Annotated in this window: 26 protein-coding genes; 10 read left to right on the top strand and 16 right to left on the bottom strand. The window is 41.5% G+C overall.

The window, feature by feature from the left end; genetic code table 11:
* Nucleotides 1-4: 4 nt before the first annotated feature.
* Nucleotides 5-2,119, bottom strand: a complete 2,115-nt coding sequence (ftsH, locus tag V5804_RS04605; RefSeq protein ID WP_369590203.1) for an ATP-dependent zinc metalloprotease FtsH — start codon at nucleotides 2,117-2,119, stop codon at nucleotides 5-7.
* 50 nt (nucleotides 2,120-2,169) lie between these two features.
* Entirely contained in the window at nucleotides 2,170-2,544 is a 375-nt protein-coding gene (gene rsfS / locus V5804_RS04610; protein WP_299288972.1) for a ribosome silencing factor, read from the bottom strand.
* A 15-nt stretch (nucleotides 2,545-2,559) separates the two neighbouring features.
* On the opposite strand from rsfS, the gene V5804_RS04615 reads away from it, so the two are divergent.
* The 3 genes from V5804_RS04615 (at nucleotide 2,560) to pfkA (ending at nucleotide 5,000) form a co-directional block, all read left to right on the top strand.
* A complete protein-coding gene (locus V5804_RS04615) occupies nucleotides 2,560-3,363 on the top strand; it encodes a biotin--[acetyl-CoA-carboxylase] ligase (protein WP_369590204.1) in 804 nt (267 codons plus the stop codon).
* A gap of 7 nt (nucleotides 3,364-3,370) precedes the next feature.
* A complete protein-coding gene (locus V5804_RS04620; RefSeq protein ID WP_369590205.1) occupies nucleotides 3,371-3,817 on the top strand; it encodes a protein-disulfide reductase DsbD domain-containing protein in 447 nt (148 codons plus the stop codon).
* 202 nt (nucleotides 3,818-4,019) lie between these two features.
* Entirely contained in the window at nucleotides 4,020-5,000 is a 981-nt protein-coding gene (pfkA, locus tag V5804_RS04625; protein ID WP_369590206.1) for a 6-phosphofructokinase, read from the top strand.
* Nucleotides 5,001-5,045: 45 nt separating this feature from the next.
* Here the strand turns inward: pfkA and V5804_RS04630 are convergent, their stop codons facing one another.
* The gene (locus tag V5804_RS04630; protein WP_369590207.1) at nucleotides 5,046-5,573 is read right to left on the bottom strand and encodes a 5'(3')-deoxyribonucleotidase; all 528 of its coding nucleotides are present in this window, start codon (nucleotides 5,571-5,573) and stop codon (nucleotides 5,046-5,048) included.
* A 42-nt stretch (nucleotides 5,574-5,615) separates the two neighbouring features.
* A complete protein-coding gene (locus V5804_RS04635; RefSeq protein WP_369590208.1) occupies nucleotides 5,616-5,852 on the bottom strand; it encodes a hypothetical protein in 237 nt (78 codons plus the stop codon).
* A gap of 171 nt (nucleotides 5,853-6,023) precedes the next feature.
* On the opposite strand from V5804_RS04635, the gene V5804_RS04640 reads away from it, so the two are divergent.
* Nucleotides 6,024-6,536, top strand: coding sequence for a 30S ribosomal protein S16 (locus V5804_RS04640; protein WP_369590209.1), 513 nt, complete (start codon nucleotides 6,024-6,026; stop codon nucleotides 6,534-6,536).
* 84 nt (nucleotides 6,537-6,620) lie between these two features.
* Nucleotides 6,621-7,145, top strand: coding sequence for a ribosome maturation factor RimM (gene rimM, locus V5804_RS04645; RefSeq protein WP_369590210.1), 525 nt, complete (start codon nucleotides 6,621-6,623; stop codon nucleotides 7,143-7,145).
* Nucleotides 7,146-7,173: 28 nt separating this feature from the next.
* Here rimM and V5804_RS04650 read toward each other — a convergent pair whose 3' ends face one another.
* On the bottom strand, nucleotides 7,174-7,371 hold the full coding sequence (locus V5804_RS04650) for a DUF2683 family protein (protein ID WP_369590211.1): 198 nt from the start codon (nucleotides 7,369-7,371) through the stop codon (nucleotides 7,174-7,176).
* Between the two features lie 115 nt (nucleotides 7,372-7,486).
* Between V5804_RS04650 and trmD the strand changes: the two genes are divergently transcribed.
* Nucleotides 7,487-8,161 carry a tRNA (guanosine(37)-N1)-methyltransferase TrmD gene (gene trmD, locus V5804_RS04655; RefSeq protein ID WP_369590212.1) on the top strand — a complete coding sequence of 225 codons (675 nt, stop codon included), beginning with the start codon at nucleotides 7,487-7,489 and terminating at the stop codon, nucleotides 8,159-8,161.
* A 129-nt stretch (nucleotides 8,162-8,290) separates the two neighbouring features.
* Nucleotides 8,291-8,638 (top strand): 50S ribosomal protein L19, encoded by a 348-nt coding sequence (gene rplS / locus V5804_RS04660; RefSeq protein WP_369590213.1) that lies wholly within the window; start codon nucleotides 8,291-8,293, stop codon nucleotides 8,636-8,638.
* 354 nt (nucleotides 8,639-8,992) lie between these two features.
* On the opposite strand, the gene V5804_RS04665 is transcribed toward rplS, so the two are convergent.
* The 4 genes from V5804_RS04665 to V5804_RS04680 form a co-directional block, all read right to left on the bottom strand.
* Nucleotides 8,993-9,658 carry a phosphatidylserine decarboxylase family protein gene (locus V5804_RS04665; protein ID WP_369590214.1) on the bottom strand — a complete coding sequence of 222 codons (666 nt, stop codon included), beginning with the start codon at nucleotides 9,656-9,658 and terminating at the stop codon, nucleotides 8,993-8,995.
* Between the two features lie 21 nt (nucleotides 9,659-9,679).
* Nucleotides 9,680-10,483 carry a phosphatidate cytidylyltransferase gene (locus tag V5804_RS04670; protein ID WP_369590215.1) on the bottom strand — a complete coding sequence of 268 codons (804 nt, stop codon included), beginning with the start codon at nucleotides 10,481-10,483 and terminating at the stop codon, nucleotides 9,680-9,682.
* A 130-nt stretch (nucleotides 10,484-10,613) separates the two neighbouring features.
* Nucleotides 10,614-10,826, bottom strand: coding sequence for a DUF2007 domain-containing protein (locus tag V5804_RS04675; protein WP_369590216.1), 213 nt, complete (start codon nucleotides 10,824-10,826; stop codon nucleotides 10,614-10,616).
* Nucleotides 10,826-11,755 (bottom strand): lysostaphin resistance A-like protein, encoded by a 930-nt coding sequence (locus tag V5804_RS04680; RefSeq protein WP_369590217.1) that lies wholly within the window; start codon nucleotides 11,753-11,755, stop codon nucleotides 10,826-10,828. Before V5804_RS04680 ends, V5804_RS04675 begins: the two co-directional genes overlap by 1 nt.
* A 45-nt stretch (nucleotides 11,756-11,800) precedes the next feature.
* Here V5804_RS04680 and dusB point away from each other — a divergent pair, with 45 nt between their 5' ends.
* Entirely contained in the window at nucleotides 11,801-12,793 is a 993-nt protein-coding gene (gene dusB, locus V5804_RS04685; protein WP_369590218.1) for a tRNA dihydrouridine synthase DusB, read from the top strand.
* A 46-nt stretch (nucleotides 12,794-12,839) separates the two neighbouring features.
* Nucleotides 12,840-13,226 (top strand): Co2+/Mg2+ efflux protein ApaG, encoded by a 387-nt coding sequence (gene apaG / locus V5804_RS04690; RefSeq protein ID WP_369590219.1) that lies wholly within the window; start codon nucleotides 12,840-12,842, stop codon nucleotides 13,224-13,226.
* 83 nt (nucleotides 13,227-13,309) lie between these two features.
* Here the strand turns inward: apaG and V5804_RS04695 are convergent, their stop codons facing one another.
* Together V5804_RS04695 and murF are read right to left on the bottom strand one after the other, a co-directional pair.
* A complete protein-coding gene (locus tag V5804_RS04695) occupies nucleotides 13,310-14,005 on the bottom strand; it encodes a zinc metallopeptidase (protein ID WP_369590220.1) in 696 nt (231 codons plus the stop codon).
* Nucleotides 14,006-14,130: 125 nt separating this feature from the next.
* On the bottom strand, nucleotides 14,131-15,444 hold the full coding sequence (murF, locus tag V5804_RS04700) for a UDP-N-acetylmuramoyl-tripeptide--D-alanyl-D-alanine ligase (protein ID WP_369590221.1): 1,314 nt from the start codon (nucleotides 15,442-15,444) through the stop codon (nucleotides 14,131-14,133).
* Nucleotides 15,445-15,806: 362 nt separating this feature from the next.
* On the opposite strand from murF, the gene V5804_RS04705 reads away from it, so the two are divergent.
* The gene (locus V5804_RS04705; protein WP_369590222.1) at nucleotides 15,807-18,320 is read left to right on the top strand and encodes a M14 family metallopeptidase; all 2,514 of its coding nucleotides are present in this window, start codon (nucleotides 15,807-15,809) and stop codon (nucleotides 18,318-18,320) included.
* A gap of 205 nt (nucleotides 18,321-18,525) precedes the next feature.
* On the opposite strand, the gene V5804_RS04710 is transcribed toward V5804_RS04705, so the two are convergent.
* The 5 genes from V5804_RS04710 to V5804_RS04730 all read right to left on the bottom strand — a co-directional run bounded on the left by V5804_RS04710 (nucleotide 18,526) and on the right by V5804_RS04730 (nucleotide 26,250).
* A complete protein-coding gene (locus tag V5804_RS04710) occupies nucleotides 18,526-20,892 on the bottom strand; it encodes a TonB-dependent receptor (RefSeq protein ID WP_369590223.1) in 2,367 nt (788 codons plus the stop codon).
* Nucleotides 20,893-20,995: 103 nt separating this feature from the next.
* On the bottom strand, nucleotides 20,996-21,163 hold the full coding sequence (locus tag V5804_RS04715) for a class I lanthipeptide (protein ID WP_369590224.1): 168 nt from the start codon (nucleotides 21,161-21,163) through the stop codon (nucleotides 20,996-20,998).
* A 260-nt stretch (nucleotides 21,164-21,423) separates the two neighbouring features.
* Nucleotides 21,424-23,877, bottom strand: coding sequence for an outer membrane beta-barrel protein (locus V5804_RS04720; RefSeq protein WP_369590225.1), 2,454 nt, complete (start codon nucleotides 23,875-23,877; stop codon nucleotides 21,424-21,426).
* Nucleotides 23,878-24,260: 383 nt separating this feature from the next.
* Nucleotides 24,261-25,883 carry a PspC domain-containing protein gene (locus tag V5804_RS04725; protein ID WP_369590226.1) on the bottom strand — a complete coding sequence of 541 codons (1,623 nt, stop codon included), beginning with the start codon at nucleotides 25,881-25,883 and terminating at the stop codon, nucleotides 24,261-24,263.
* A 25-nt stretch (nucleotides 25,884-25,908) separates the two neighbouring features.
* Nucleotides 25,909-26,250, bottom strand: a complete 342-nt coding sequence (locus V5804_RS04730; RefSeq protein ID WP_369590227.1) for a PadR family transcriptional regulator — start codon at nucleotides 26,248-26,250, stop codon at nucleotides 25,909-25,911.
* Nucleotides 26,251-26,605: the final 355 nt, after the last annotated feature.

A 26,605-nucleotide genomic window follows, 5' to 3' on the forward strand; every position in this document is an offset into this window, starting at 1 on the left:
GTTTTTAATCTTTTTTTGTTTTGGCATCGGTTTCTTCCGGGTTTCTTTCAAAAGTTCCTGAATGATCGCCAACACCTTCATGAACTAAATTTTGTTCTACCGGGGCTAAATTTCCGGAAGGATCATCGCCATTTACAAACTCATCATAAGTGGTACGGGTCTCAAAAGGGCGTTTGCCTAATATTTCCTCTAAATCCGACTGAAACAAAATTTCTTTTTCGAGCAATTTATTGGCCAGTTTATCCAAACCTTCCCGTCTTTCATTCAATAAATCTTTGGTACGCTGATAAACATTATTAATTAAACTACGCACTTCATTATCAATCAATTCCGATGTTTTTTCAGAGTAAGGCTTGTTAAACTGGTATTCGCCTTGCGTATCGTTAAAAGATACATTTCCAACTTTATCGTTCATGCCATAAATGCTTACCATGGCATAAGCTAATTTGGTAATGCGTTCCAAATCGTTCTGTGCACCGGTCGAGATTTTGTTGAATACAATATCTTCGGCAACGCGTCCACCCATCGTCATACACAAACCATCCAACAATTGCTCTGTGGTGTACAAAAATTGTTCTTTTGGCAAGTACTGCGCATAACCCAAAGCAGCAACACCACGCGGAACGATGGAAACCTTAACCAAAGGATCAGCATGTTCCAAAAACCAGCCTGCAATGGCGTGGCCAGCTTCGTGGAAAGCAACAATTCGTTTTTCCTCCGGAGAAATGATCTTGTTTTTCTTTTCCAAACCGCCAATTACACGGTCAACCGCATCCTGGAAATCCTGCATATCAACCGCTTCCTTGTTTTTACGGGCGGCAATTAAGGCAGCTTCGTTGCAAACGTTGGCAATTTCGGCACCGGCAAAACCAGGTGTTTGTGCCGATAATTTCTTGGCATCAACATCTGCTGCTGTTTTTATCGGTTGTAAATGGACTTTGAAAATTTGTTCACGGCCGTTCAAATCCGGTTTATCAATAGAAACTTGTCTGTCAAAACGTCCCGGACGCATCAAAGCAGAATCCAAAACATCCGGACGGTTGGTTGCAGCCAAAATAATGATCCCGGAATCTGTACCGAAACCATCCATTTCTACCAGCAACTGGTTCAACGTGTTCTCACGTTCGTCGTTGCCGCCAACGATGTTGTTTTTGCCACGGGCGCGGCCAATCGCGTCAATCTCATCAATAAAGATGATACAAGGCGCTTTGTCTTTTGCCTGGCGGAACAAATCCCGTACGCGGGAAGCACCAACGCCAACAAACATTTCCACAAAATCAGAACCTGAAAGCGAGAAGAAAGGAACCTGCGCTTCGCCGGCCACTGCTTTTGCCAACAGAGTTTTACCCGTTCCCGGCGCACCAATCAGCAGCGCGCCTTTTGGTATTTTACCACCGAGATTGGTATATTTTTTTGGATTTTTAAGGAAATCTACAATTTCCATCACTTCCTGTTTGGCTTCTTCCAAACCGGCAACATCGTTAAAAGTAACGTTTACCTGAGATTCTTTGTCAAATAAAGTGGCTTTTGATTTACCGATGTTAAAGATTTGGCCACCCGGGCCGCCGCCTGCCCCGCCGCCCATACGCCGCATAATCAACAGCCACATGCCGGCAAATAAAGCCACCATAATGATGGTTTGTACCAGCCAACTGGAGAAAAAGCTTTCATGCTGCTCAAAGCTAATTGGCACTTTTTGCGCATCCGGCACGTCTTTTTGCGCATTTTGCACCGATGCTTTCAGGCTTTCATAGGAAGCATCGGTAAAGTAATATTGCGCATTATCAGTAGCCATATTAAACGAACGCTTATCGCGCACGTTGGCATATTGCGATTTGCTGAGACTGTCTTTTTTGATGTAAACTTCGGCAACCACCAAATCACCGTTTTTGTAGGCAACAATTTTATCAACATCGCCTTTTCTAAGCATATTACTTTCAAAAGTTTGAAAGTTAATAAGCGAACCGCCGCTGCCGCCAAAAAAATAAGGTACAACCAGCAACGCGATGATCGCGATTGCATAAATCCACATAAAATTAAATTTAGGCGGTTTTGGTGTTGATTTTTTATTGGGTATCCTGCGGATAGTTTTCTGATTTTCAGAGGGTTTTTTTTCCATTTTTTACAAACACATATTTTATAACTTACGCTACAGGACCTGAAACTACTTTAAGCACTTTTATAGGATTTAAACTCGGCATCGCCCCACAACTCTTCTATTCCGTAAAACTCGCGTTTATCAGTCTTAAATATGTGCACTACAACGTCAATATAATCTAATAAAATCCACTCGCCGTATTCAAAGCCTTCTTTCCGCCAAGGGTCTTGTTTTAAAGCTTTATAAACTTCTTCTTCCACACTTCCTGCAATCGCTTTTACCTGAGTGGTAGATTCGGCATGGCAAATTACAAAGTAATCTGACACCGAACTGCGGATATTTCTGAGGTCTAATCTAACAATGTCATTACCTTTTTTTTCCTGGATCCCATTGATGATGATTTCCGAAATTAAGGTTGATTCTAATTTATTCTTGTTTATTACCATTAAAAACACTTAGTTTTGAAAACGAATTTACACACGTTTTATTCTACTTTGCAAAATAACATAATTTCAGGTGCATTTGTTGGACAAAATATTCTGACATATAAGGAGATAACTTCTACCAATGACCTGCTGAAACAGTTAGTGGCAAATTCCAAGCCAGTGCCAGAAGGAACAGTCATTATGGCAGAATATCAAACGGCTGGCAAAGGGCAGCAGCAAAATGGCTGGCACAGCGAAGCCGGAAAAAATTTAACTTTCAGTTTGCTCTTATATCCTCAATTTTTATCGCCTCAAAATACCTTTGACCTGGCTGCGGCCATGAGTTTAGGCGTAATAAAACCGCTTCGGGAAATACTGGGAGATGAAGTCAGGTTAAAATGGCCAAATGATATTTATTACAAGCAGCAAAAATTAGGCGGAATGTTGATTGAAAATACCATAACTGGAAATGCCATTAAAAGCGCCGTTGTTGGGATTGGGATCAACATCAACCAGGAAAGTTTTCCTGCCCATCTGCCAAACCCTGTTTCCGTTAAACAAATACTTTCAGAAAATTATGCCATAAAAGAAGTATTGTTGCAAATTTGTGCCGGCATCGAGTTTTATTATTTAAAGTTGAAGGCCGGGAAATCCGAAGAAATTAAACAGGAATATTTAAACAACTTGTACGGTTTTGGCCGTGAATTAGAATTTCAAACCAACAACGAAATATTTAAAGGCGAAATTTGTGCCGTAAACCCTTCCGGTCTGCTGGGTGTCAAAAAAGAAAACGAAACTGTATTTTTTGATTTGAAACAGATCAAATTTATTTTTAATTAAAAACATCATGAAAAAACTAATGCTTCTTTTAGCCGCATCTTTTTTAAGTTTTGGCTTGTCTGCTCAAATTTTGCAACCGGTAAAATGGTCGTATGCGGCAAAAAAAACCAGTAAAACCGAGGCTGTCCTTTTGATCAAGGCAACCATTGATAACGGCTGGCATATTTATTCGACCCAGCAAAAAGAAGGCGGGCCGGTAAAAACCACGATTGATTTTACGCCTTCAAAAGATTATGCCTTAAACGGCGCATTGGCCGAACCAAAACCGGTTACCAAAATGGAACAGGTTTTTAAAATGAACGTGTTGTATTTTGAAAAGTCGGTTATCTTTCAGCAAAAAATAAAACTGAAAAAAGACCAGACCAACATCAAAGGCAAAGTTGAATACATGGTTTGCAACGATAAACAATGCCTGCCGCCAGAAGATATTGATTTTAGTATCCCGGTTAAATAATTCTATTGACTGAGGGCCTATGAATTTATGGAAGAAAAATATTAATGCTTCTTTTATCACCTAAAAGTTAGTGGGCAATCGGTTTTTGGTTTGTTTAGGCTGGTGCAAGCACCAATTTTTATAGGTAAAAAAAGCATAGAAACCTTAATAAGTAAATTTTAAACAGGTTCTGAGTTATTTAGCCCCAACATTTGATTTTAGTATGAGTACATCTATAGAAAATATTGGCGTATTTACTTCGGGCGGTGATTCGCCGGGAATGAATGCCGCTATCCGCGCCGTTGTGCGTACGGCTTTATATTACAATATCCAGGTTACCGGTATCCGCCGGGGTTACGAAGGGATGATCAACGGCGATATGTTTATCATGGACCGCCGCTCGGTTGCCAATATTGTGCAACGCGGAGGGACGATTTTGAAAACAGCCCGAAGCGACCAGTTCAGGACGCCTGAAGGTAGAAAAAAAGCTTACCAGCAGCTGCAAAAAAACAAGGTTGATGCCTTGGTGGCCATTGGTGGCGATGGTACATTGGCCGCAGCCCATATTTTCGGGCAGGAATTTAATATTCCGATTGTAGGCATGCCAGCAACCATTGACAATGATCTGTTCGGTACAGATTTTACCATTGGTTATGATACCGCCATTAATACGGTTGTAAATGCGGTTGACCGGATCCGGGACACGGCAGAATCGCACGACCGGTTGTTTATTGTAGAAGTAATGGGGCGTGATAGTGGTTTGATTGCGTTGCGGACAGGCATTGCAACCGGGGCAGAAGCGATTTTGATACCTGGAACCACAACCGATATTGAAGCCATCTATTCGCGTTTGGAGCGCGACAGAAGACATAAGGCATCAAAAATTATTATCGTGGCCGAAGGAGAAGAAGAAGGCGGCGCGTTTAAAATTGGCGACCAGATCAAAGAAAAATACCCGAACTATGATACCCGGGTTTCTATCTTGGGCCACATTCAGCGCGGCGGCAGCCCAAGTTGCATGGACCGGGTTTTGGCCAGCCGGGTTGGTGTTGCAGCCGTAGAAGGTTTGCTGGACGGCCATCGCAACGAAATGTTTGGTTTGATACACAATACAATCACCAGTACCAATTTTTCTCAAACCATCAAACACAACACGATTATCAACCCCAATTTTTTAAAGATTGTAGAAATCCTTTCTTTATAAATTTTATGCCGGTAAAAGAAGCATGCTTCTTTTACCGGCATAAAATCAAAGTAGTTTGGCAGCAACTTCTTCCCAAGTATTTACCCTTTCAAACTCGGTAATCAATTTGTTGTGGGGAGAAGTGAACAATAGCGGCCGACCATTAAACGCGGTAAAATTTCGGCTGCGGTCATCAATCATCACATCCACATTAACTATTTTTAAGCCGCAAAAAATGGTGCGCTGCCAGGGGATGAACGGAAAATGATCTGCCAGCCAGTCCAATTTATCTTCCAGCGAGTTGCGGAATTCCATCGCGGCAGAAACGATAAACACATCATACTTCTGGTTTAACTCTTTTACCACGCGCTGGCTGTCTTTAATCACTTCCAAATCCCGGAAAAAACCTTTTTCATAAATGTGTTTCCTGAAATCGCCGACAATAGGATCGGGCAAAATGTGGTAAAATTCCTGTCCGTCTTTCAGTTCCTGTAAAACCTCGTTCGGGTGGTCTCGTTTATATAAATATTGAAACTTGGCAATTACATCTGCCAAAACTTCATCCATATCAATGGCAATGCGTTGTTTTTCCATAAACAAAAATAGCCAGTTTAATTAAACTGGCTATTAAAGTATTTATAAGGTTTTAAAGTTTTCTTGTTTGGAAGCCTCGTTTGGGGCGGGTTTATAGATAGCGCCGGTAGCAAAATCAACAATAGTTCCCGGCCAAAAAAGAATAACATCAGCAATTAATGCACCTACACGTACCCTTCTTTGTGGTTCGCCGTCTTTTGGCCGGGTACGCTGATAGGTATTAACATGGCCGCCAAAAACAGTGGCGCAACTTGAGCAAAAAATGCATACAGTTAACAATAGTAGAATGCTTAGTTGAAATTTTTTCATAGTAATTATATTTGTTTGATTAAAAAAGCGTGAGCCATAAATATATAATTATTACATTGATAAAATAGTAATATTTTTCCTACTTTTGCAGCCCCCGCACCAAAAAGTTCCGGGGGATATGTTGGATACATAAAACAAACAATGGCAACAAAAATCAGATTACAAAGACACGGTAAAAAAGGCAAAGCTTTTTATTACATCGTGGTAGCCGATGAGCGCGCACCACGAGATGGCCGTTTCATCGAGCGTTTAGGTTCTTACAACCCAAACACCAACCCGGCAACCATCAACATCAATTTTGATAAAACGCTGGAATGGGTTAACACCGGCGCACAGCCGACCGATACCTGCCGTGCAATTTTGGCCTACAAAGGCGTGATGTACAAAAAACATTTGCAAGGCGGAGTTAAAAAAGGTGCCTTAACGGCAGAACAGGCCGATGCAAAATTTGCAGCCTGGGCCGAGCAAAAAGAAAACAAAATTAGCGGTAAGAAAACAGATTTAGGTTCTGCAAAAGACGAAGCGCGCAAAGCTGCTTTAACTGCAGAAGCTAAGAAAAATGCCGACCGTGCCGCGGCAATTGTTGCTAAAAACACACCGCCGGCACCAGAACCTGTTGCCGCTGATGAAGCAACCGAAACTCCGACCGAGTAATTAAAAATAAAATTTAAATTTATAGCGAAGCAGCTTCTTGCAACAGAAGCGCTTCGCTATACTTGTTTTAGCACCTTTTTATTGATGGTTACAGAAGATTATTTCCAGATAGGAACCGTTACCAAAACACGCGGTTTAAAAGGCGAACTACAGGTTTTTGTGGCTTATGACGAACCGGAAAAACTAAAATTTACCAGTTTGTTTATTGAACTTGGCGGGAAATTAGTTCCGTATTTTGTGTCGTTTTTTAAGCTTCCTCAAAAAAATATTGCTTACGTTTTGCTGGAAGATGTGGACACGGTTGAAAAGGCAGCTTTGTTAGTAAAGAAGAATGTTTTTCTGTCGAACAAAAACAAACCGAAAAAGAAGAAGAACGAGTTTGGCTTAAAAGATTTGCTGAATTTCATCGCCATAGACGAGAACGAAGGCGAACTGGGCGAGATCATTGAAATCCACGAATATCCGCAGCAGTTTATTGCTACCGTTTCTTACAAAAACCAGGAAGTGCTTTTCCCGCTCAACGAAAGCATCATCAAAAATATTGATGTGGTAAAAGGCGTAGTGATAGTGGATTTGCCGGAAGGTTTGCTGGATGTTTATTTGGAGTGATGGATTTTAAATCGAAGTTGATTAAAAACTACTTCCATAAATCCTTGGTACGGATTTTTACGCCTTTGCCATTTTCGATGTCTTTTTTAGCTTGAAGAATTTCAGCAACAAATGCTGGGTCATAAGGACTTTCTTCTTCCTCAAAAGTAACTTTCAACGCATTTAAAACAGCTTTAACAGCGGTTAACTGTTCTTCATTTTCAGGATGTACAATCAATGTTCCCATAAATCAAAAATAAGATTTTTATAAACAGGAATAAAAATTCTGAACCCGCTATTAACCTTTCGCCTTTAACCTTTTCACCTTTCATCCTTTCCCCTCAACACCTTACCTTTGCCCAATGCGTTTTGATATCATCACCGTTTTGCCCGGATTGCTGGAAAGCCCGTTCGCCCATTCCATTTTACAACGGGCGCAGAAAAAAGGCATTGCTGAAATCCATGTTCATAATTTACGTGATTATACAACCAACAAGCAAAAAAGTGTGGATGATTATCCATACGGCGGCGGCGGCGGCATGGTGATGGGCGTGGAGCCATTTGCCAATTGTATACAACAGTTAAAATCGGAGCGGGAATATGACGAAATCATTTTTATGTCGCCCGATGGGGAAACGCTGAACCAGCAAATTGCCAATAATTTATCCCTTAAAAGAAGCATCCTGATTTTGTGCGGGCATTACAAAGGGATTGATCAGCGCATCCGGGATACGTTTGTTACGCGCGAAATTTCTGTGGGCGATTATGTGCTTTCAGGTGGCGAATTACCGGCGGCCGTTTTGGTGGATGCGGTGGTGCGGTTGATTCCGGGCGTGCTTTCTGATGAAACTTCGGCTTTGTCGGATTCTTTTCAGGATGGATTGCTCGATGCGCCTTTGTACACACGGCCAGCAGAATGGAACGGACAAGCCGTGCCGCCGGTTTTGCTAAGCGGAAATGCCGGCGAAATAGAAAAATGGCGCCACGAACAAGCTTTGGAACGAACTAAGCAGCGCCGGCCTGATTTGCTTTCCTGATACTGTTTTTATGTGCATAAAAATTGGAATGTTGAAAAATTTAAATCCGTCTTTTTAAATCAATTTTAAATTCCTATACTTGCAATCCGATTTTTAGGGCATAAAAATCGTTATTAAGAGCTTAAAATCATGGATTTAGTAAAATTTGTTGAAGAACAAAACATAGTTAAAAGCACGTTGCCTTCCTTTAAAGCTGGTGATACTGTTAGTGTTTACTACAAAATCAGGGAAGGCGCCAAAGAGCGTATCCAGCTTTACCAAGGCGTTGTTATCCAACGCAACAGTACAGGCGCACATGAAACATTTACCGTTCGTAAAGTTTCTAACGGTATTGGTGTTGAGCGGATTTTTCCGGTTAACTCTCCAAACATCGACAAATTAGAAGTGAACAGCCATGGTAAAGTACGCCGTGCAAAGTTATTTTACCTGCGCGAACTGACTGGTAAAGCAGCACGTATTAAATCTAAAAGGGTTTAAGTTTTTTAAAGATATTTGGTTAATAAAAGAAGCCTTTCAGATTTTTTCTGAAAGGCTTCTTTTATGAGGTAAAAATTAGTGTTGGGATTTGTATTTCCGTCATTCAATCGTTTTTCTTTTGTGCGTTCTTTTGCTTGATCAAAAGAACCAAAAATCAAGAATGCCGGATCGCCTCCGGGCGGCATTCAGCCCACCGCGCCTGGGCGCATACCTTAATGGTGGTTACCGTTCTATCGCTGAAAAAGAGCCGCTTTGTCATCTCGACCATAGGGAGAGATCTTCTTTAAATTATTGATGCTTCTTTTATCGGCACAAAATAAAAAAGAGATCAACCTGGATGACAATGGAACAGCATTAATCCGTTACTAACTCAGCCAAAACCGTTCTTCCGCCTTTTACGGTTTCGCCTAAGGTTACGTTTACTTTGGTTCCCAGCGGTAAAAAAACATCTACCCGCGAACCAAATTTGATGAAACCGAACTGGTCGCCTTGCTTCACTTCGTCGCCTTCTTTTACGTACCAAACAATACGTCGGGCCATGGCACCGGCAATCTGCCTGAACAAAACCGGGATTCCCTGATGGGTTTCTACCACAACCGTCGTCCGTTCGTTATCGGTGGATGATTTTGGATGCCAGGCCACTAAGTATTTCCCGGCGTGATATTTAAAATATTTAACCACGCCAGTAATCGGGTTTCGGTTAACGTGGACATTGATGGGCGACATGAAGATGGAAATCTGCAAGCGTTTATCCTTCAAATATTCGGTTTCCTGTGCTTCTTCAATCACCACTACTTTACCATCCGCCGGGCAAACCACTAATTTTTCATCCTGCGTAACCGCGATTTTTGGGTTCCTGAAGAATTGCAGCACCACCAGAAAAAGAATGGCCGAGAAAATGTAAATCACCCAATGAAAAGTATTTGCATCGGGAAAATAAAATTGAACGAGTGCGTTGAGCACAAAAATGAACAGGATACTGAGTGCGATGGTATTGTAGCCTTCTTTATGGATCGTCATGCGTAAAAATAGCGTTGTAAATTACAAAACAAGGTAAAGGTAAATAAAAACTAACGGAGCGGCCATTAAAAGTCCGTCGAAACGGTCCAGCAAACCGCCGTGGCCGGGCAACAAACTGCCCGAATCTTTTACGTTGATGCTTCTTTTAAGCATACTTTCTACCAGGTCGCTCATTGTACCAAAAACGGAAATGATCAGGCCAATAACGATCCAATGCAACCAAAAAACTTCTTTAAAATAACGACTGATAACGAAAGCAACCAAAGCCGTTAAAAGCAAGCCGCCGATAAACCCTTCCCAGGTTTTTTTGGGCGAATGGCGTTCGAAGAGTTTGGTTTTGCCCAATTTTCTTCCCGTTAAATAAGCACAGGTATCGTTCGTCCACAGTAACAGGATGAAGCCTAAAGAAAAATGCGGGTTGAAGTTTTTTTGGAGAAAAGCCATCGCCATAAAAAATACAAATGGCAGCAATGTGTAAATCAGGCCGAGAAAAGTGTAGGCAATCTGGTGGAAAGGTTTTTCTGATTTCCGGTACAACTCGGCAAAAAAAATGCTTACGCCAATTGGAACAATGAAGGCTGAAAAATACCTCGTAAAAGAAGTATCGAACCAAAAGGAAGCTGTGGCTGCGCAAACCATCAAACCGAGGATGAAGCCCAAAATTTGCTGCGGAAAAATGCCCGTAGTTTTTATCAAACCATAAAATTCAAACAGCGAAAGTAAAGCCAGCAACGAAAAGAAACCCACAAAAATGTATGGGCCAAAAAAGAAAGCGGCCAGCATCACCACCACAAAAAAGAAACCAGTTATGGCGCGGGTTTTCATGGGTTGATGTGTTGGTTATTGTCATGCAGAACTTGGTTCGGCATCTCATTAGAAAGGTTAAAACTTTTCACGAGGGATCCTGAAACAAGTTCAGGATGACAGAGCGGAAGCAAAGCTATCACATTAAAATTCATGGGTTGATATCGTTTAAAACCAAAATTTCTATCGCTTGGCTGAAAGACGATTTATGGATGTAAACGTCAATTTGTCCGAAAACTTTATGCGCCGAATCCTGCTTGTTCATCAGCACCACTTCCATTTCGTGCTGCGTTAAAAGCTGTTTAACCAGTTCGGCCTGAAAAAAATTGGTGGAAGTATAAATTTTAACCCAGTCTGCTTCCATTATGCTTCCTGTAAATCTTTGCGTTTGGGTTCAGCCAATTTTTGATAGGCTAAAAACAGCACGAGCGTGATGAGCAGGCTAAAAACGTAGCTTTTCCATTCAAATAAATGCTGCTCGTCGGGGTTGGTTTTGATCATTTTCAACTGGTATAAATAGCTAACTACCAAAGCTGTGCCGTTGTTTAAAAAATGGCCTAAAACGCCCGGCCAGATACTGCCGCTCCAGGCCGCAAAATAACCAAAGAAAACGCCCAGCATCATCCTCGGCAAAAACCCGAAAAACTGAAAATGGATGGCGCTGAACAAGGCCGCCGAAAGCCAAACGCCCCAGTGCATACTTTTTGTCCAGCCGGTAAAAATTTGCTGGAAGCATCCGCGGAACATAAATTCTTCTGAAACGGCCGGCAAAATGGCAATCATCAATAAGTTAACGATAAAGCTCGCCGAACTTTTCATCTGCAATAAAATTTCGGTTTGCTGGCCGGCGTTGTCTTCCAGGTTGCGCATCCATCGTTCCAAACCTTTTAAAAACTGCGGAAAAACCATTTTTTGGTTGAAGTTGATGAGCATTTCCATCATCGGCGAAGAAACCAGCATGATAAAAAACACCAGTAAAAGAAGTATCAGCGGGAAACGCCAGTTGGCTTTGAGATAAGGAACAGGCTGACGAACAATTACTTTCGCAAAAAAGATGGCTGGGATTAAAAACCCAAAAACGGACGAACCCATCTGCATAATCTTCAAACTGTTGAGCGTGCTTTCAGGCATATTGGCACTTATGTTTAGCATCGCACTAAAAGCAGAAGGGCCGTAAAGAATTACCACGATTACGCCGCAGATCAATCCGCCCAAAACTAAACCTGCCACGGCAAGCAAAATCAGCAGTAAAAACTGCAACGCGTACGACATTTGGTAATAAGGCTTTTCCATCAACTGCTGATAAATTACGTAAATTTGCAGGGCTTAAAGATAAACATGTCTGTTCAAATAGGAAATATTGATCTGGGAGAATTCCCGTTGTTGCTGGCACCGATGGAAGATGTGAGCGATCCGCCGTTCCGTTACGTTTGCAAGCAAAACGGCGCGGATATGATGTACACGGAATTTATTTCTTCGGAAGGATTGATCCGTGACGCAGCCAAAAGCAGGCAAAAGCTGGATATTTTTGAGTATGAACGGCCAATCGGCATCCAGATTTTTGGCAGCAGTATCGAAACGATGCGCGAAGCAACACAAATTGCAACGAAAGCAAACCCGGATTTGATTGACATAAATTATGGTTGTCCGGTTAAAAATGTGGCTTGCAGAGGTGCAGGCGCGAGTTTGTTGCAGGATATTGATAAAATGGTAGCCATGACGAAAGCCGTGGTAGAAGCGACACATTTGCCGGTTACTGTAAAAACGCGTTTGGGCTGGGACGATCATACCAAAAATATCTACACCGTTGCCGAGCGTTTGCAGGAAGTGGGCATCAAAGCCTTAACCATCCACGGCCGCACGCGAGCGCAGATGTACAAAGGCGAGGCGGATTGGCGGTTGATCAGCGAAGTAAAAAAGAACCCGAACATCGAAATACCGATTTTTGGAAATGGCGATATTGATTCGCCGGAAAAAGCACTGGCTTGGAAACAGGAGTTTGGTGTGGACGGCATGATGATTGGCCGCGCTTCGATCGGAAACCCATGGATTTTCAGGGAAATAAAAAACTTTCTCAAAACAGGCAACTTTTTGCCCAAACCAACGATAGAAGAACGGGTGGAAGTTTGCAAAACACATCTGCAAAAATCAATTGCCTGGAAAGGGCCAAAAACCGGGATTTTTGAAATGCGACGCCATTATGCCAATTACTTTAAAGGCATCGAGCATTTTAAAGAAACCCGAATGAAATTGGTCGCCTTGGAAAATTTGCAAGAAATTTATGACATTCTGGAAGGAATCAAATCGGCACACGTTTATGTTATGGCGTGATTGTTGAAGAATGCTTCTTTTATCACATTAAAATTTGACAAGCTTTATGGTGAACACAATTACCGACGGTGTGAAAGTTTCCATAGAAACACTGTACCAACAAGAATATTCTAACCCGGCAAACGAGCATTTCATGTTTGCTTATAAAGTTACCATCGAAAATATGACCGATTACGCCGTACAATTGATGCGCCGCCATTGGAATATTTTTGATTCCAACGGTACGCACCGGGAAGTGGAAGGCGAAGGCGTGGTTGGTTTGCAACCTGTTATTGAACCGGGCAACCAGCACGAATACGTTTCGGGCTGTAATTTAAAAACAGAAATGGGCAGCATGAAAGGCGATTACCAAATGCTGCGTTTGCTGGATAACCATACTTTTGATGTTAAAATCCCGGAATTTCAATTGGTTGCTCCTTATAAATTAAATTAAGATACTTCTTTTACCGGCATAAAAACAGTATGGCCTCGATCATTGATCGAGGCCATACTTGTTAAAAAGCTTTTGCAATTAACTTAGTTTCTTCTGCCATTAAACAGAAAAGAAGCGTAATAAACCAAAGTTGCCAGGGCGCTTAAAGCGGCAACAACGTAAGTCATGGCGGCCCACCACAACGCATCTTTTGCTTCTGCGTGTTCTTCGCTGGTTTGCATTACCGTATAATTGTTGTTCAGCCAGGCCAAAGCGCGGTTGCTGGCATCAAACTCGACCGGCAACGTAATAAAACTGAAAGTGGTAACCAAAGCCAAAGCCACAACGCCAACGCCTAAAACTATCGGGTTTCCGCTGAAAACCAGCAGCATAATACCGATCATCAAAGTCCATTGTGTTATGGTCGAAGCCGTTTGCACAATCGGAACTATGGCCGAACGGAAAGTTAACCACGAATAAGCTTTGGCATGTTGCACGGCATGGCCGCATTCGTGCGCGGCAATGGCCGCAGAAGCAACGCTCCGGCTTTCGTAAACATCGGCGCTTAAATTAACCGTTTTATTGGCCGGATTGTAATGGTCGGTCAATTGGCCATCCACCGAAATTACTTTTACATCGTCAATACCGTTATCGCGCAGCATTCGTTCGGCCACTTCTTTGCCGGATAAACCAGATAGCAACGGAAGCTCGGCATACTGTTTAAACTTGCTTTTAAAACGCCATTGCACGCCAAAACTCAGCAGCGCGATGGCAATCATCAATAAATATCCTAAACCCATTTTGTTGTTTCCTTTTTTAAATACTAACAATTGTATTTCAAAAAGTATTCCGAAAGGTGGATTTTATACCGATAAAAGAAGCATGGGTAAAAACATGACAATTGGGCAGAAGGAACAAAAACTTCCTACAAAAGCTCCAGTAAACTTTCTAATTTCATACTTCTCGAACCTTTTACCAAAACGGTTGCGTTGGTTATGGGCGAAGATTTTAGGGCGGTAAAAGCAGCATCGGTCGTTTCAAAAAAAGTACCGGTAAAAGAAGCATGGTGCCGATAAAAAGCTGAACCGATAAAAATCCGCTCATCGGCTTTAATTTCGTTTGCTTTTTTGATGATGAGTTCGTGTTCTGCGGAGGAGTGCTCGCCCAGTTCAAACATATCGCCCAAGATCAATACTTTTTTATCGGCAGTAATGGCCTCCAAATTTTTGATGGCCACTTCCATACTGCTTGGGTTGGCGTTGTAATAATCGCAAATCAGCGTATTGGTTTTGGTTTGAACAATTTGCGAGCGGCTGTTTTCCGGCTGATAACCAGCAATTCCTGTATTAATTTGCTCCGCAGAAAGTTTAAATTCATGTCCGATACAAATGGCAGCCAGAATATTATCGAAGTTGTAACTTCCGGTTAACTGCGTTTGCGTTTTATTTTTTGGTGTTGCTGAAAGCTCATCATTAATCCACCATCGGATTTTTAACAGCGGCACATTTTCCAGTATTTCTCCTGAAACCGAATTTGTTTGATCTTTTCCATAATAAACCACGTGTTTAAAATTTCGGTGAAAGGCCATTTCCTCCAAAATCAAATCGTCGTGGTTTACAAAAACGGTTCCTTTGGTTTGTTCCAAAAAATCAAACAGTTCGCCTTTTCCTTTCCGCACGCCTTCGGGTCCGCCAAAACCTTCGAGATGCGCCTTGCCAATGTTGGTGATCAAACCATGCGTGGGCTGCGCAATGCTGCATAAAAATGCAATTTCCTGCTGGTGGTTGGCGCCCATTTCGATAATCGCAACCTCTGCTTCACGTGAAATGGACAAAAGCGTAAGCGGAACGCCGATGTGGTTATTCAAATTTCCTTTGGTAGCATAAGTTTTAAATTGCTGGCTCAAAACCGAATTGATCAACTCTTTCGTGGTCGTTTTTCCGTTAGAACCAGTCAGCCCAATCACTGGAATGTTTAATTGTTTTCGGTGATAACGGGCAAGGTCTTGCAAAGCGGTAAGCACATCATAAACCAAAATAAAACGGTCGCTTTTAAAGTAAGCGGCGTCATCAATAACGGCATATGCGGCACCCATTTCCAGTGCTTTTTCGGCAAAAGTATTGGCATCAAAATTTGCCCCTTTTAAGGCGAAAAAAATACTGTCGGCAGCAATTTTACGCGTATCGGTAGAGATTTGCGGATGTTGCAGGAAGATTTGGTAAAGGTTTTCGGTTGTCATGATGGCAATTTTATTAATTCCGAAGGTAATTTAAAAAGGAGAATCGATAAACTTAAAAGTTTTGATACGCTATGATACGAAAATATACGATAACAATACGATTGGATTGGTGAAATTGTAGGTCGGTTTTAGTGGAACCGGAGAAGCTAAAAGTAAAATTTTAATTCATTCTAAGTTTACTTTAAGCCCGAAAAGTAAACTTAACAATTTTTAAGTTTACTTATGGAAACTAAAATAAGGATTGCCGCTATTTTAGTTTAAGCTGATTTTCTAAAATAAGCCTTTCTGCAAATTTCCCTTTACAAATCCTAATCCTACACAAAAATCAATAGCTTAGTCTTCTTGAAATATTTTCCCTTTCCATGAAAAAACTGATACTGTTTTTACCGATACTTTTTTGGGCTGCAATTTTACAAGCACAAAAACTCCAGTCGCCGGCCGAATTTTTAGGTTATGCTTTGGGCGATAGGTTTACGCAACATTACCGCATTGCCGAATATTTCAGGTACATCGCCCAGGTTTCAAAAAATGTAAAATTGGTGCAGTACGGCAGCACGAGTGAAGGACGGCCGCTTTTGGCTGCGTTTATTGCTTCGGAAGAAAATATTGGCCGCTTGGAAGACATCCGCCAGAATAATTTAAAGTTGGCAGGACTGGGTTCCGGTCAGGGAAGTACGGATTTTCCGGCCATTGTTTGGCTAAATTATAACATCCACGGCAACGAACCCAGCTCCAGCGAAGCGGCGATGGAAATGTTGTACGAAATGGTTGACCCTTCCAACACAAAAACTAAAAACTGGCTTCAACATACGGTTGTGGTGATTGATCCTTGCCAAAACCCGGATGGCCGCGAGCGTTATGTTAATTTTTACAACCCAATTCATGCCACACCGCCGGATGCCGACCCGGCCGCGCGCGAACACCGCGAACCCTGGCCGGGCGGCCGCTACAACCATTATGATTTTGACATGAACCGCGACTGGGCCTGGCAAACGCAAAAAGAATCGCAGGAAAAACTGGCTTTGTACAACAAATGGCTGCCAGAAGTGCATGTTGATTTCCACGAGCAGGGCTACAACGCGCCTTATTATTTTGCGCCCGCTGCCGAGCCTTTTCATAAAAATATTACGCCCTGGCAGCGCGAATTCCAAACTACCATCGGGAAAAACAACGCCAAATATTTCGACCAAAACGGCTGGCTGTATTTTACCAAACAAGAGTTCGATTTGCTGTATCCATCTTACGGCGATACTTACCCGCTTTATAGCGGTTCCATCGGCATGACTTTTGAGCAGGGCGGCATCGGTGCTGGTTTGGCCATCAGAACGGCTGCAGGCGATACCTTGAAACTGTCTGACCGTATTGCGCATCACTTAACCACCAGCTTAAGTACGGTGGAAGTTGCTTCGGCAAACACCAAAAAACTACTGACGGAGTTTAAAGCGTTTTTTGACCGTGCCAAAAGCAATCCGCCGGGCGAGTTTAAAACTTATGTGGTGAAAAATGAAAACCCAGACAAGCTGAAAGCACTCGCAAAATTGTTCGATAAAAACAGTATCCAATATGGTTTTGGCGGTGGAGGTGCGGCAAGTGGCTTCAATTACTTCAGCGGGAAAACAGAAAAATTTAAGGTTGAAGCAAACGATATGGTAATCCCTTCGGCGCAGCCAAAAGCAGTTTTGTTGAACGTGCTGATGGAGCCAAAAACTTTTTTGACCGATTCTAACACCTACGATATCACCGCCTGGAGTTTGCCTTACGTTTACGGCACCAAAACTTATGGCATAAAAGAAGCATTGCGTCCACAGTCGGCTTCGATGAAAACAACAGAGCCATATAATCAAAACAAAGCCAGTTACGCTTATGTATGCAATTGGAAATCGGCAGATGACGTAAAGTTTCTGGCTGCGCTGATGCAGAAAAACGTAAAAGTGCGCGTTACCGAAAAGGCTTTTACGGCTGCCGGCAAAAGTTTTGATCCCGGTTCGCTTATCATTACCCGTGCGGGAAACAAAGAACTGGAAAAAACTTTTGATGAAACGGTGCAATCCATAGCCAAAACTTTCAACCGAAATTTAACGCCTTTAAGCTCTGGTTTTGTGGAGAAGGGCAACGATTTAGGTTTTTCTACCGTTCATGCCATCACCAAACCCAAAGTGATGCTGGTTACCGGCGAAGGTGTTTCGGCTGCTGCTTTTGGCGAAGTTTGGTTTTATTTTGAAAACGAACTGCATTATCCGGTAAATTTGGTAAACGAGCGCGATTTGGGCCGTGTAAAATGGGGCGATTTTGATGTGGCGATTTTCCCCGATGGCAACTATCCTGATTTTCTGGCAGAAGATTTGCAAAACTGGGTAAGCAGCGGCGGCAAACTGATTTTGATGGAAAACGCGCTTACAAAAGTTGCCGGTAAAAAAAGCTTCGGCCTAAAACTAAAAGAAGACAAAAAACCGGATGCCAACGACGATACAAAACCAAACGCAAAAAAGAAACCTTACGAGCAAATCAAAGCCTTTGGCAGTAGGGAACGCAATTCCATCAGCGAAAATATTGCGGGTGCTATTTACAAAATCAATCTGGACAACACGCATCCGCTGGCTTTCGGTTTCCCCAATTATTACTACACTTTAAAGCAGGATGATAATTTGTACCAGTTTTTGGAAGATGGCTGGAACGTGGGCACAATTCAAAAAAACGCTTACGTGGCTGGTTTTGCCGGACAAAAAGTGAAAGCACATTTGCAGGACGGGTTGCTGCTTGGCGTGCAGGATATGGGCCGCGGCGCGGTGGTTTACCTGGCCGACGACCCATTGTTCCGCAGCTTTTGGGAGAATGGCAAACTGCTTTTTGCCAATGCTGTTTTTATGGTGCAATAATTAAAAACGAAGTTGTTTAAACTTTTAGCACCCTGTTTAAATTTGTACATAAAGAAAATGCCATGCTTCTTTTACCAGGTAAAAATTGGTTCCTGCCTGCATTTATTCAATCAAAAAAACCAAACGGTTAAGGTTTTTAGGCGATAAAAGAAGTATCACCCTAAAAAAAGAGGGGCAGAAAAAAGTTTAAACAACTTCAATCATGTTACTTTTGAACTCTTCCTTTTTCATCAAAAGATATGTTCTTGTTGTTTCCGGAGACTTTCGATCTTCCGAATAAATAGGTAAGACCAAGATTGAAGGTTTTATAATCATAGTCCGTTTTTATGGCCTGCACAAAATCACTAAAATATATATCATATTTGCTTACTGTACCAAGAAAAAAGGATGAGCTTATTATCAAATTGTTGCTGAGTAACCTTAGTCTGGCTCCAGTTGTTAAATTACTTTGGCTGTATGTGTAAACGTTTCCATTGGTTGAGGGAAGAGTTTGACGGTAATTAACATAAAAACTCAACTTGGGAGTTGCCTTGAAACTATTATTGACACTAAATGATGCAGAAGCTCCATTATGAGTGGGAATGTTTTTTATTTTAGATTTTGAGGATACGAAGAAAAAAGTGGCAGAGCTGCTATTGTCCCACCATTTAAATAATGCCCGGTTAAAGGATGCATAGACCCCCAGGTTATCCTGAGATAAATAGTTTTCTATCATTGAGACCACTGAGGGACCTTTAACCGTTGTAATTGCTGAAAATAGATCACTAGTGTGTTGTGTAGATACAGTAAAGGAGAACATGCCTTTGTATAGATAGCTGAGCTCCATATTGTTACTATAAGAAGGCAGCAGAAGTGGATTTCCGATGGAATAACTATAAATATTGGAATAAAATGCGAAAGGGTTTAAGAAATTTAGGCCAGGGCGGTTGATCCTCCTCGAATAATTTAAAGAAAAAACATCATTCTCATTAGCTTTATAAACAATATAGGTTGTGGGAAATAAGGTGCCATAATTTCGTTTATTACGCTGGTCTAAAGTAGGAGAATAACCATCCATCATAGTATACTCATAGCGTAATCCTGCTTTGGCCGTCCATTTTTTCGATAATTCAGATTCCATGCTGAAATAGGAGGCCAGGTTATTTTCTGTATAGTTGAATTCGTTACTACGCGTGTTATCTAACAAAAAATTTTCGTGAACATAATTAAAGTATTCCACATCAGCACTATTATTAAAAATGGCATATTTAACACCTGTTTCTATTGTTGCCCATTTATAAGGCAATGTTAAATCTGATTGGATGGACCAGATATTATATTTTGAAAAGCTATTATTTCGGACTGTAGCATAGGTGTTTTCGGATTCAGAAATAAAATTATTTCTTATTTCAGGTTTGTTCGTAAAAAAATTTACAGAACTATTTAATTTCTTCCCGGTGGAATCAATCTTTAAATCATGGTATATATTTAAAGTCTGTGTGAATAAGGGTCTTGAAATTTCGGCTGTAGTGTTCAAAACCGAGTCGACAGTATTACTTGTATTAAAGCTGCTCTTATTATTTGAAATAATGTGGGCTTTGCTGTCTGATATATTATAAATAAAGCCGATGTTATTGTGTTTGTTTACCTCATAATCAATACTTAAACTGGCCTGCAGATTTGGTGTAGTTGTTACACGTTGGCCATTGCTAAGGATTGGGTTAGGCTGCCCGGTTATATCGTTTGATTCAACAATAATGCCATGATTATTTGATTGGTTAAAGGTGAAAGAACTGCTAACTTTTTTTGACCGAAAAAAAAGAGCCAGATTGTTGTTATAGGAGGTGTAGGTTTGCTGCATAAACGACGAACTTAATGACCCACGCCATCCTAAAGATTCGTTTTTCTTTAAAACAATGTTAATCAAGCCAGCATTCCCCTGCGCCTCATATTTTGCCGGAGGGGCGGTTATGATTTCGATTTTTTCCACATTTTCAGACCGTAGTGTTTTCAGGTAATTAGTCAGGTCTGTTCCGCTTAAGTTTATTAGTTTCTCATTTACCATAACCCCCATACTTCCTTTGCCCACCATAGAAACACTGTTGTCGGAAACCGTTAAAAGAGGTGCCACGCGCAAAGCTTCAAAGAGGGAAGAACCATTCGCCATTATGGTGCTGTTTAGGTTAAATATTAACCGGTCAACTTTTCGTTGGAGAACGGGTGGTTTTTGAACAATAGTGACTCCACGTAACTCTTTTAACTGTGCGCCAAGAATGATATCGGATAATTTAACGGAAGCACTGTTAAACTTAATATTATTTAATAACTGAGTTTGGTGGCCTATGCACGATACTTTAATGATAAATACGCCATTACTTAAATTAGTGAGCTCGAAATAACCTTCTTTATCACTTACTCCATATTTTACAGCACTTGAATCTGTAGCATTAAAAACTGTTATGTTTGCATTTTCAATTCCCTTGCCCCCAGTTTCTATTACCCTACCAGAAATAGCCTGTGCTGCACTTTGATAAATTATGCTGAAAAATAAAAGAAAGCTTAATATACTTCCTCTTTTAAACACTAAATTCATATATAAGCAGATTAGATTTATCAATAAAAAAAGTTACACCGTACTAAATCTTTTAAAATAAGTATCAGGTACAGATTTCTATACCCGATTCTTTAAATGGAATTTAGCATTTACTGATTCCGGCGTTGCAATCACCTGAACCGCCTGTTAATCCACAGTTAGAACTACCATTGGTACAGTCTCCAGAAGTTGCTGCAAAATCAGCAACAGTTCCTCCTAAGATTTCTTGAAGCTGTCTTTCGTCCAGTTTAGCAATGGTTTGTTTGTCCATGCCGATGGATCAAGTTTGATCTTTTTCATTTTTTTTTAGATGTAAAATTGCCCCTACTCTTTGAAGTTGTTTAAACTTTTATTTTTTTTGTTCTTCTAAGGAAAAACACAGAAAAGGCTATCCAGTGCATCGCCATCCAGTTCCTAACCAAGGTTTCATACCTAATGACCAGGCCCTTAAAACCCGTCCATCTAAGCATTTGCATGTTCGATTACTCTTCATCATTAAAATTTATAAGTTTCTTTTCCTTTTCTTCAAATTTAGCCTCCGCTTTTTACGCGGTTTTTTTCGGCATCGGCACCGCTGTTGTGGCGGCGGGTTGGTGTCAGTTTGCTGTTGCCAAAGTTGTAGGTCAGCGTAAGCAAGGCCACACGCGTGTCGCGCTTTTGGTAAATGTAGATGTTTGTGTTTGAGTAATTGCTGCTGAGGTTGTTGGTGCGCGTATTAAAAATATCGCTTACCGAAAGCTTAACATTGGCTTTTTTATTGGCGAAGGATTTGCTCAAGCCGCCATCAATGGCATATTGTGGCCTGATATTAAACACCCCATAAACCAGCGGCGATTGATAATCACCGGAAAGTTCTGCTTTAAAGCCTTTGCCAAATAAGAAGGTTTGCAACACTTTGGCCTGAAAAGCGGCCTTGCCTCTGCTTAAACTGCTGCCAAGCAATGAATCAGACTTAAAGCCCAGATAAAAACCGTTGAAGTTTAAGTTGCCCGTCCACCATTTGGTAAAGGTAAAAGGCGCATTGATGTTAAGGCTGTAAGCGTTTTGGGTTTGCAGGTTTAACTGTGTATCAAACGAAGCTTTATTTACCGTTTTGATAACTTCGGTAATCACATCCGTGGTTCGGCTGTAGCTCAAACTTACGTTAATGGCTTTATTGTAAGTATAATTCAGCTCGAAAGATTGCGTGTACTGCGGCTTTAAAAACGGGTTGCCCTGGCTGTAAGTGTATTGGTCTAAATAATAAACAAACGGGTTCAAGTTATCATAACTCGGCCGGTCAATCCTGCGGCTGTAAGTAAAACCGACATCATTTTTGGCATTGATGCTTTCCTGCAAAAACAGACTTGGAAAAAAGTTTAAATAATTCCGGTCAACCACCTGGTTTGTGGTAACCAGGTTTCCATTGGAGTGCGTATTTTCTGCACGCAAACCAACTTGTACCGAAAGCTTTTTAAAAGTATGGCTTAAATTGATATAAGCCGCGCTGATTTTTTCGGTATAAACAAAGCGGTTGGTGCGGGCTGTATCGTTGATATAACCGCTGCTGCCAGCCAGTTTTTGCGCCTGCAAATCATTATCTGTTTGTACATCGCTTAGTTTGATACCGGCTTCCAGCTTGCCAATTTTCTTGATGTTTTTGGTATAATCTGCTTTGCCGGTTTTGATGTTGATGACAGACGGTGCCTGATTGCGCAACGATAACGGCGTACGCTGGGTATTGCCATCGGCCAAAAAGAAATCGGTATTGTATTGGGCAATGTTGTTGTTGTTGAATTTTGAATAATCCAAATCAATAGCCAGTTCCTGCCCGGCAGTATCCAATTGCAAGCGGTCGTTTAAGTTAAAAGCGAAGTTTTTATACGTTTGGTGCAGGTTTGAATAGGTTTTTTGCAACGAATCTGTAACGCCTTCACGTGCGCCAATCAGCGTATTAGCGATGTTGTTATTATTTTCGCCATTAAAATAACCATTTACTACAAATCCGATGGTATGTTTTTTGGTAATATCGTAATCCGTTCCGAAACGGTAATTGTTGGAATAACTGATTTGTTTAATAAACGTTTTCTGGTTAAAAAAAGTGGTGTTATTACTGCTGCCAACTACACGGTCGATATCAAGTTCGTTATACCAATCGCGGTTGCCGTGATTGTACGAACCAAAAAAGTTAAACCTGCCTTCTTTGTGGTTTAGGGTGAGGGATTCACTGGTCCTGGGATAAGCGCCATATCCGGCACCCAAAATCAGGCTGCCGTTGGTGCCAGAACTTTTGTTTTTCTTCATTTTAATGTTGATGATCCCCGAGTTTCCGGCTGCATCGTATTTGGCAGAAGGATTGGTGATGATTTCGATAGACTGGATCGAATTGCCATCCGTAGAACGCAGCAAAGTAGCCAGTTGTGCCGAAGAAAGATAAGTCAGTTTATTGTCAATCATCACGGTAACGCCTTGTTTGCCTTTCAGGCTGATGTTGTCGTCTTTGTCCAAAGTAACGCCGGGCGCTTTCTGTAAAATTTCCAGTGCGTTATTGCCTGCAGCTAGCACGCTGTTTTCTACATTCAGCACCGTCCGGTCAATTTTATGTTCGATCAGCGGCTTTTGCGCCACGATAGAAACGCCTTTCAATTGCTGGCCTCCGGCTTCCAATACCAATTTTTCTACCGTAAAAGAAGCATTGCCTTCGCTGATGGCAAAAGGTTTGGAAAAAACCTTTTGATAGCCAATCATGCTTACTGAAACCAAATAGCTGCCATTTGCCGCGCCGGTAATTTTGTAAGCGCCGTTGTCATCGGTCAATGCCCCTTTTACCAAGGAAGAATCTTTGGCTTTCAGCAAACTGATGGTAGCGTAGCCCAGCGGTTTTTGCTGATTGTCTTTCACCATTCCGGCAATGGTTCCGGCTGGTTTGTTTTGTGCCGATGCTTTTAACCCAAACCAAAAAAGGTGTGATAAAAGAAGCATGGATAAAGTTAAAGTTTTGTTCATGTCAATAATTTTTTAGCAAAGCAATCCCCCGTAAGAAGAAACCTTCTTTTTTTAAATTTTAAAAACCAGGGTTTTATTAAAATCAGGTTCTGGTGGCCGTTTGAACCTGGGTTGTGTTTATTTTATCCGCGGTATTTGTGGTTAAGATGCAGGAAGTAACGGTTTGGTTACAGCTTTTGAAAAATATTTTTTAGGCGATAAAAGAAGCATTCGAAAAGTCAGGAAGTTGGGAAGACCGAAAGTTAGAAAGTTAGAAAATAGCGCTTTGCATTTCTGCGCTTTGTCATCCCGATGTTAGGAGGGATCTTCTTCAAACCAAAAAGGCATAATCCTGCTTTGAAGAAGATTCCTCCCTTCAGATCGGAATGACAAGGCGACAGGAATTATTGCCCTTCTTCCTGGTGTTTGGTAGAATCTTTTAAACAAACCAAGCCAGTTTCCGTCATCTTGAATTTGGCCAGGCGTTTGCCCCAGTTTTTGTCGTCCTGGTTGTAGCAACTGTACAAATCCACATCGCGCAAAATAATATCTAAACTTTCATCAATGGTAATGATGGAATTTAAAGGAAGCTTCAGCGTTAAATTAATCTTTTGATCGCGCCACGATGCTTTTTTTATCAGTATTAATTTACGGTCGAACTTAATGACCGAATCTTCCTGCATAAAATTGTACTGCGTGTTGCGCGCATTCAGCAAAGCTTCCTGATAGTTGGAGCCTTTTGCGTGATAAGATTCTGTCAGAGAAGGAAATTCATTTTCACTTTTCTGAATAGACAAAGAAACATTGTTTGGCTGGATGTCGCTGTCGTTTTCATTGTTCATGTTTACAATAATGCGGTTGGCAAAATCATTTTTTTTGATGCCCAATGTTGCGCTGTCTTCTTTGGTCAATATTTTGGCCGTGTTTATTTTGAGGAAATAATGCTGGCTTTGCGTTTGCATAATATCCATGTTCTGGTTAAAACTGGCCGTGTACCTAAAATCGGCCGCTATTTTGGTGGCATAAAAAGCCAAAGTGCTTACGGCGGCAATCCAGCCGATCAACAGGATAAAACCAATAGACCTGCCCAAAACATTCCTGGAAAAAACGATACGGATGGTAAAAAGGATCAAACCAAACAATGGGATGGCGCAAACCAGAAAACCGCACACATATAAGATGTTGCTAAACTTGTAGTCAACGATGTTAAAAGGCGAAAAACCATGCACAAACATGGATTGGTTGGCAGAAAAAACCACGATGGAAACCAGTAAACCAATTAAAGCACAGGCACATGCAACGATGATAACCAAACCAATCAGTTTTAAAAGGATTTTGCCGCTTCCCCTAAAAAAGCGTTGCAAGAGCAAAAAAAACTCGCCGATAAAATCCCTGATTTTGTAAACAAAAGGCTTGGCTTCGCGGTTGGCGTTGGACAAAGACTGTTTAATGTTTTTTAACTCTTCATCAAAATTGCGTTTAAAGCCTTGTAAATCTGCACGTTCTCCTTTCATGGCCATTTTTTCTGCCCTGGTGTTGGCGCGTGGGATAATGGCCCAAAGGATAATGTAAACCAGCAAACCACTGCCGGCACCAAAAAGCGAAACCACAAAAATCAGGCGTACCCAAAGCGCTTCGATACCAAAATAATTGGCCATACCGGCTGCAACGCCGCCAATCAAATGGTCGTCCGGGTCGCGGAACAACCTGCGTTCATTGGTTTGGTCTGTTGCGCCGGGCGTAAAAGCAGGTTCTTGTTCTCCGGTCGAAAAATCTTCGATCGTGCCCATTTGTAAAATTACCGCGGTTACGTCTGTGGTAACGATTACCTGTTTGCCTTCGCGCCTTAAAAGTTCGGAGAACATTTCGGCGATGCGGTTTTCGATATCGGTTGTAATTTCTAAGCTGTCGTCCGAACTGGCAAAATGCTTTTTAATGCCGGTCATGTAGTTTTTCAGGATGTCGTAAGCATCTTCTTCGATATGAAAAATGATACAGTTTATATTGATGATAATTGTTTTGTTCATGGTGTGGGGTATGAGGTTTGATGGTTTATCGGTTATTGTTTCTTGCTTTTAAGGATACTTCTACCGCGAAAGAAAGCTCTTGCCAGGTTGCGTCCAGTTGTTTAAGCAGGACGGAGCCTTCATTTGTGAGCTGGTAATATTTTCGTGGTGGCCCGGAAGTGGATTCGACCCAGTTGTAACTGAGCAGGCCGTTGTTTTTTAACCGCGTCAGCAGCGGGTACAGCGTTCCTTCCACCACCAGCAGTTTTGCGGTTTTTAATTCGGCAATAATATCCGAGGCATAAATTTCCCCACGGGAAATAATGGCGAGGATACAGTATTCCAGTATGCCCTTCCTCATTTGGGTTTGCGTGTTTTCCAATATCATATTGCAAAGATATAGGTTTAAGATTGTAATATGCAATACATAGTACTAAATAAATGAAAATAATTTTTTGGGGAGGGTTAATGTTTGGCCTGAGTATGTTTTTGTGTAAAAGGCAGGCTTAGCCGAATTATGAAAACTTGTTTTTGATGCTTCTTTTAGCACCTAAAAATTGGTATTAGAGTTTTGCTTTTTTCAGAAACAGGTGCAGCACTAATTTTTAGGTGCTAAAAGAAGCATAGAAAAATTTTAGGATTTATAATTAAACAAGCAAACGCAGGCTAATGTTGTAAAGCGGAAGGAACAGGGCAGGCCCAAGAAATAGGAAATAACAGCTAACCCAACGTTGAAAGCGCAG

Origin of the sequence: Mucilaginibacter sp., from assembly GCF_041088075.1 — a bacterium.
Classification (GTDB): Bacteria; Bacteroidota; Bacteroidia; order Sphingobacteriales; family Sphingobacteriaceae; genus Mucilaginibacter_A.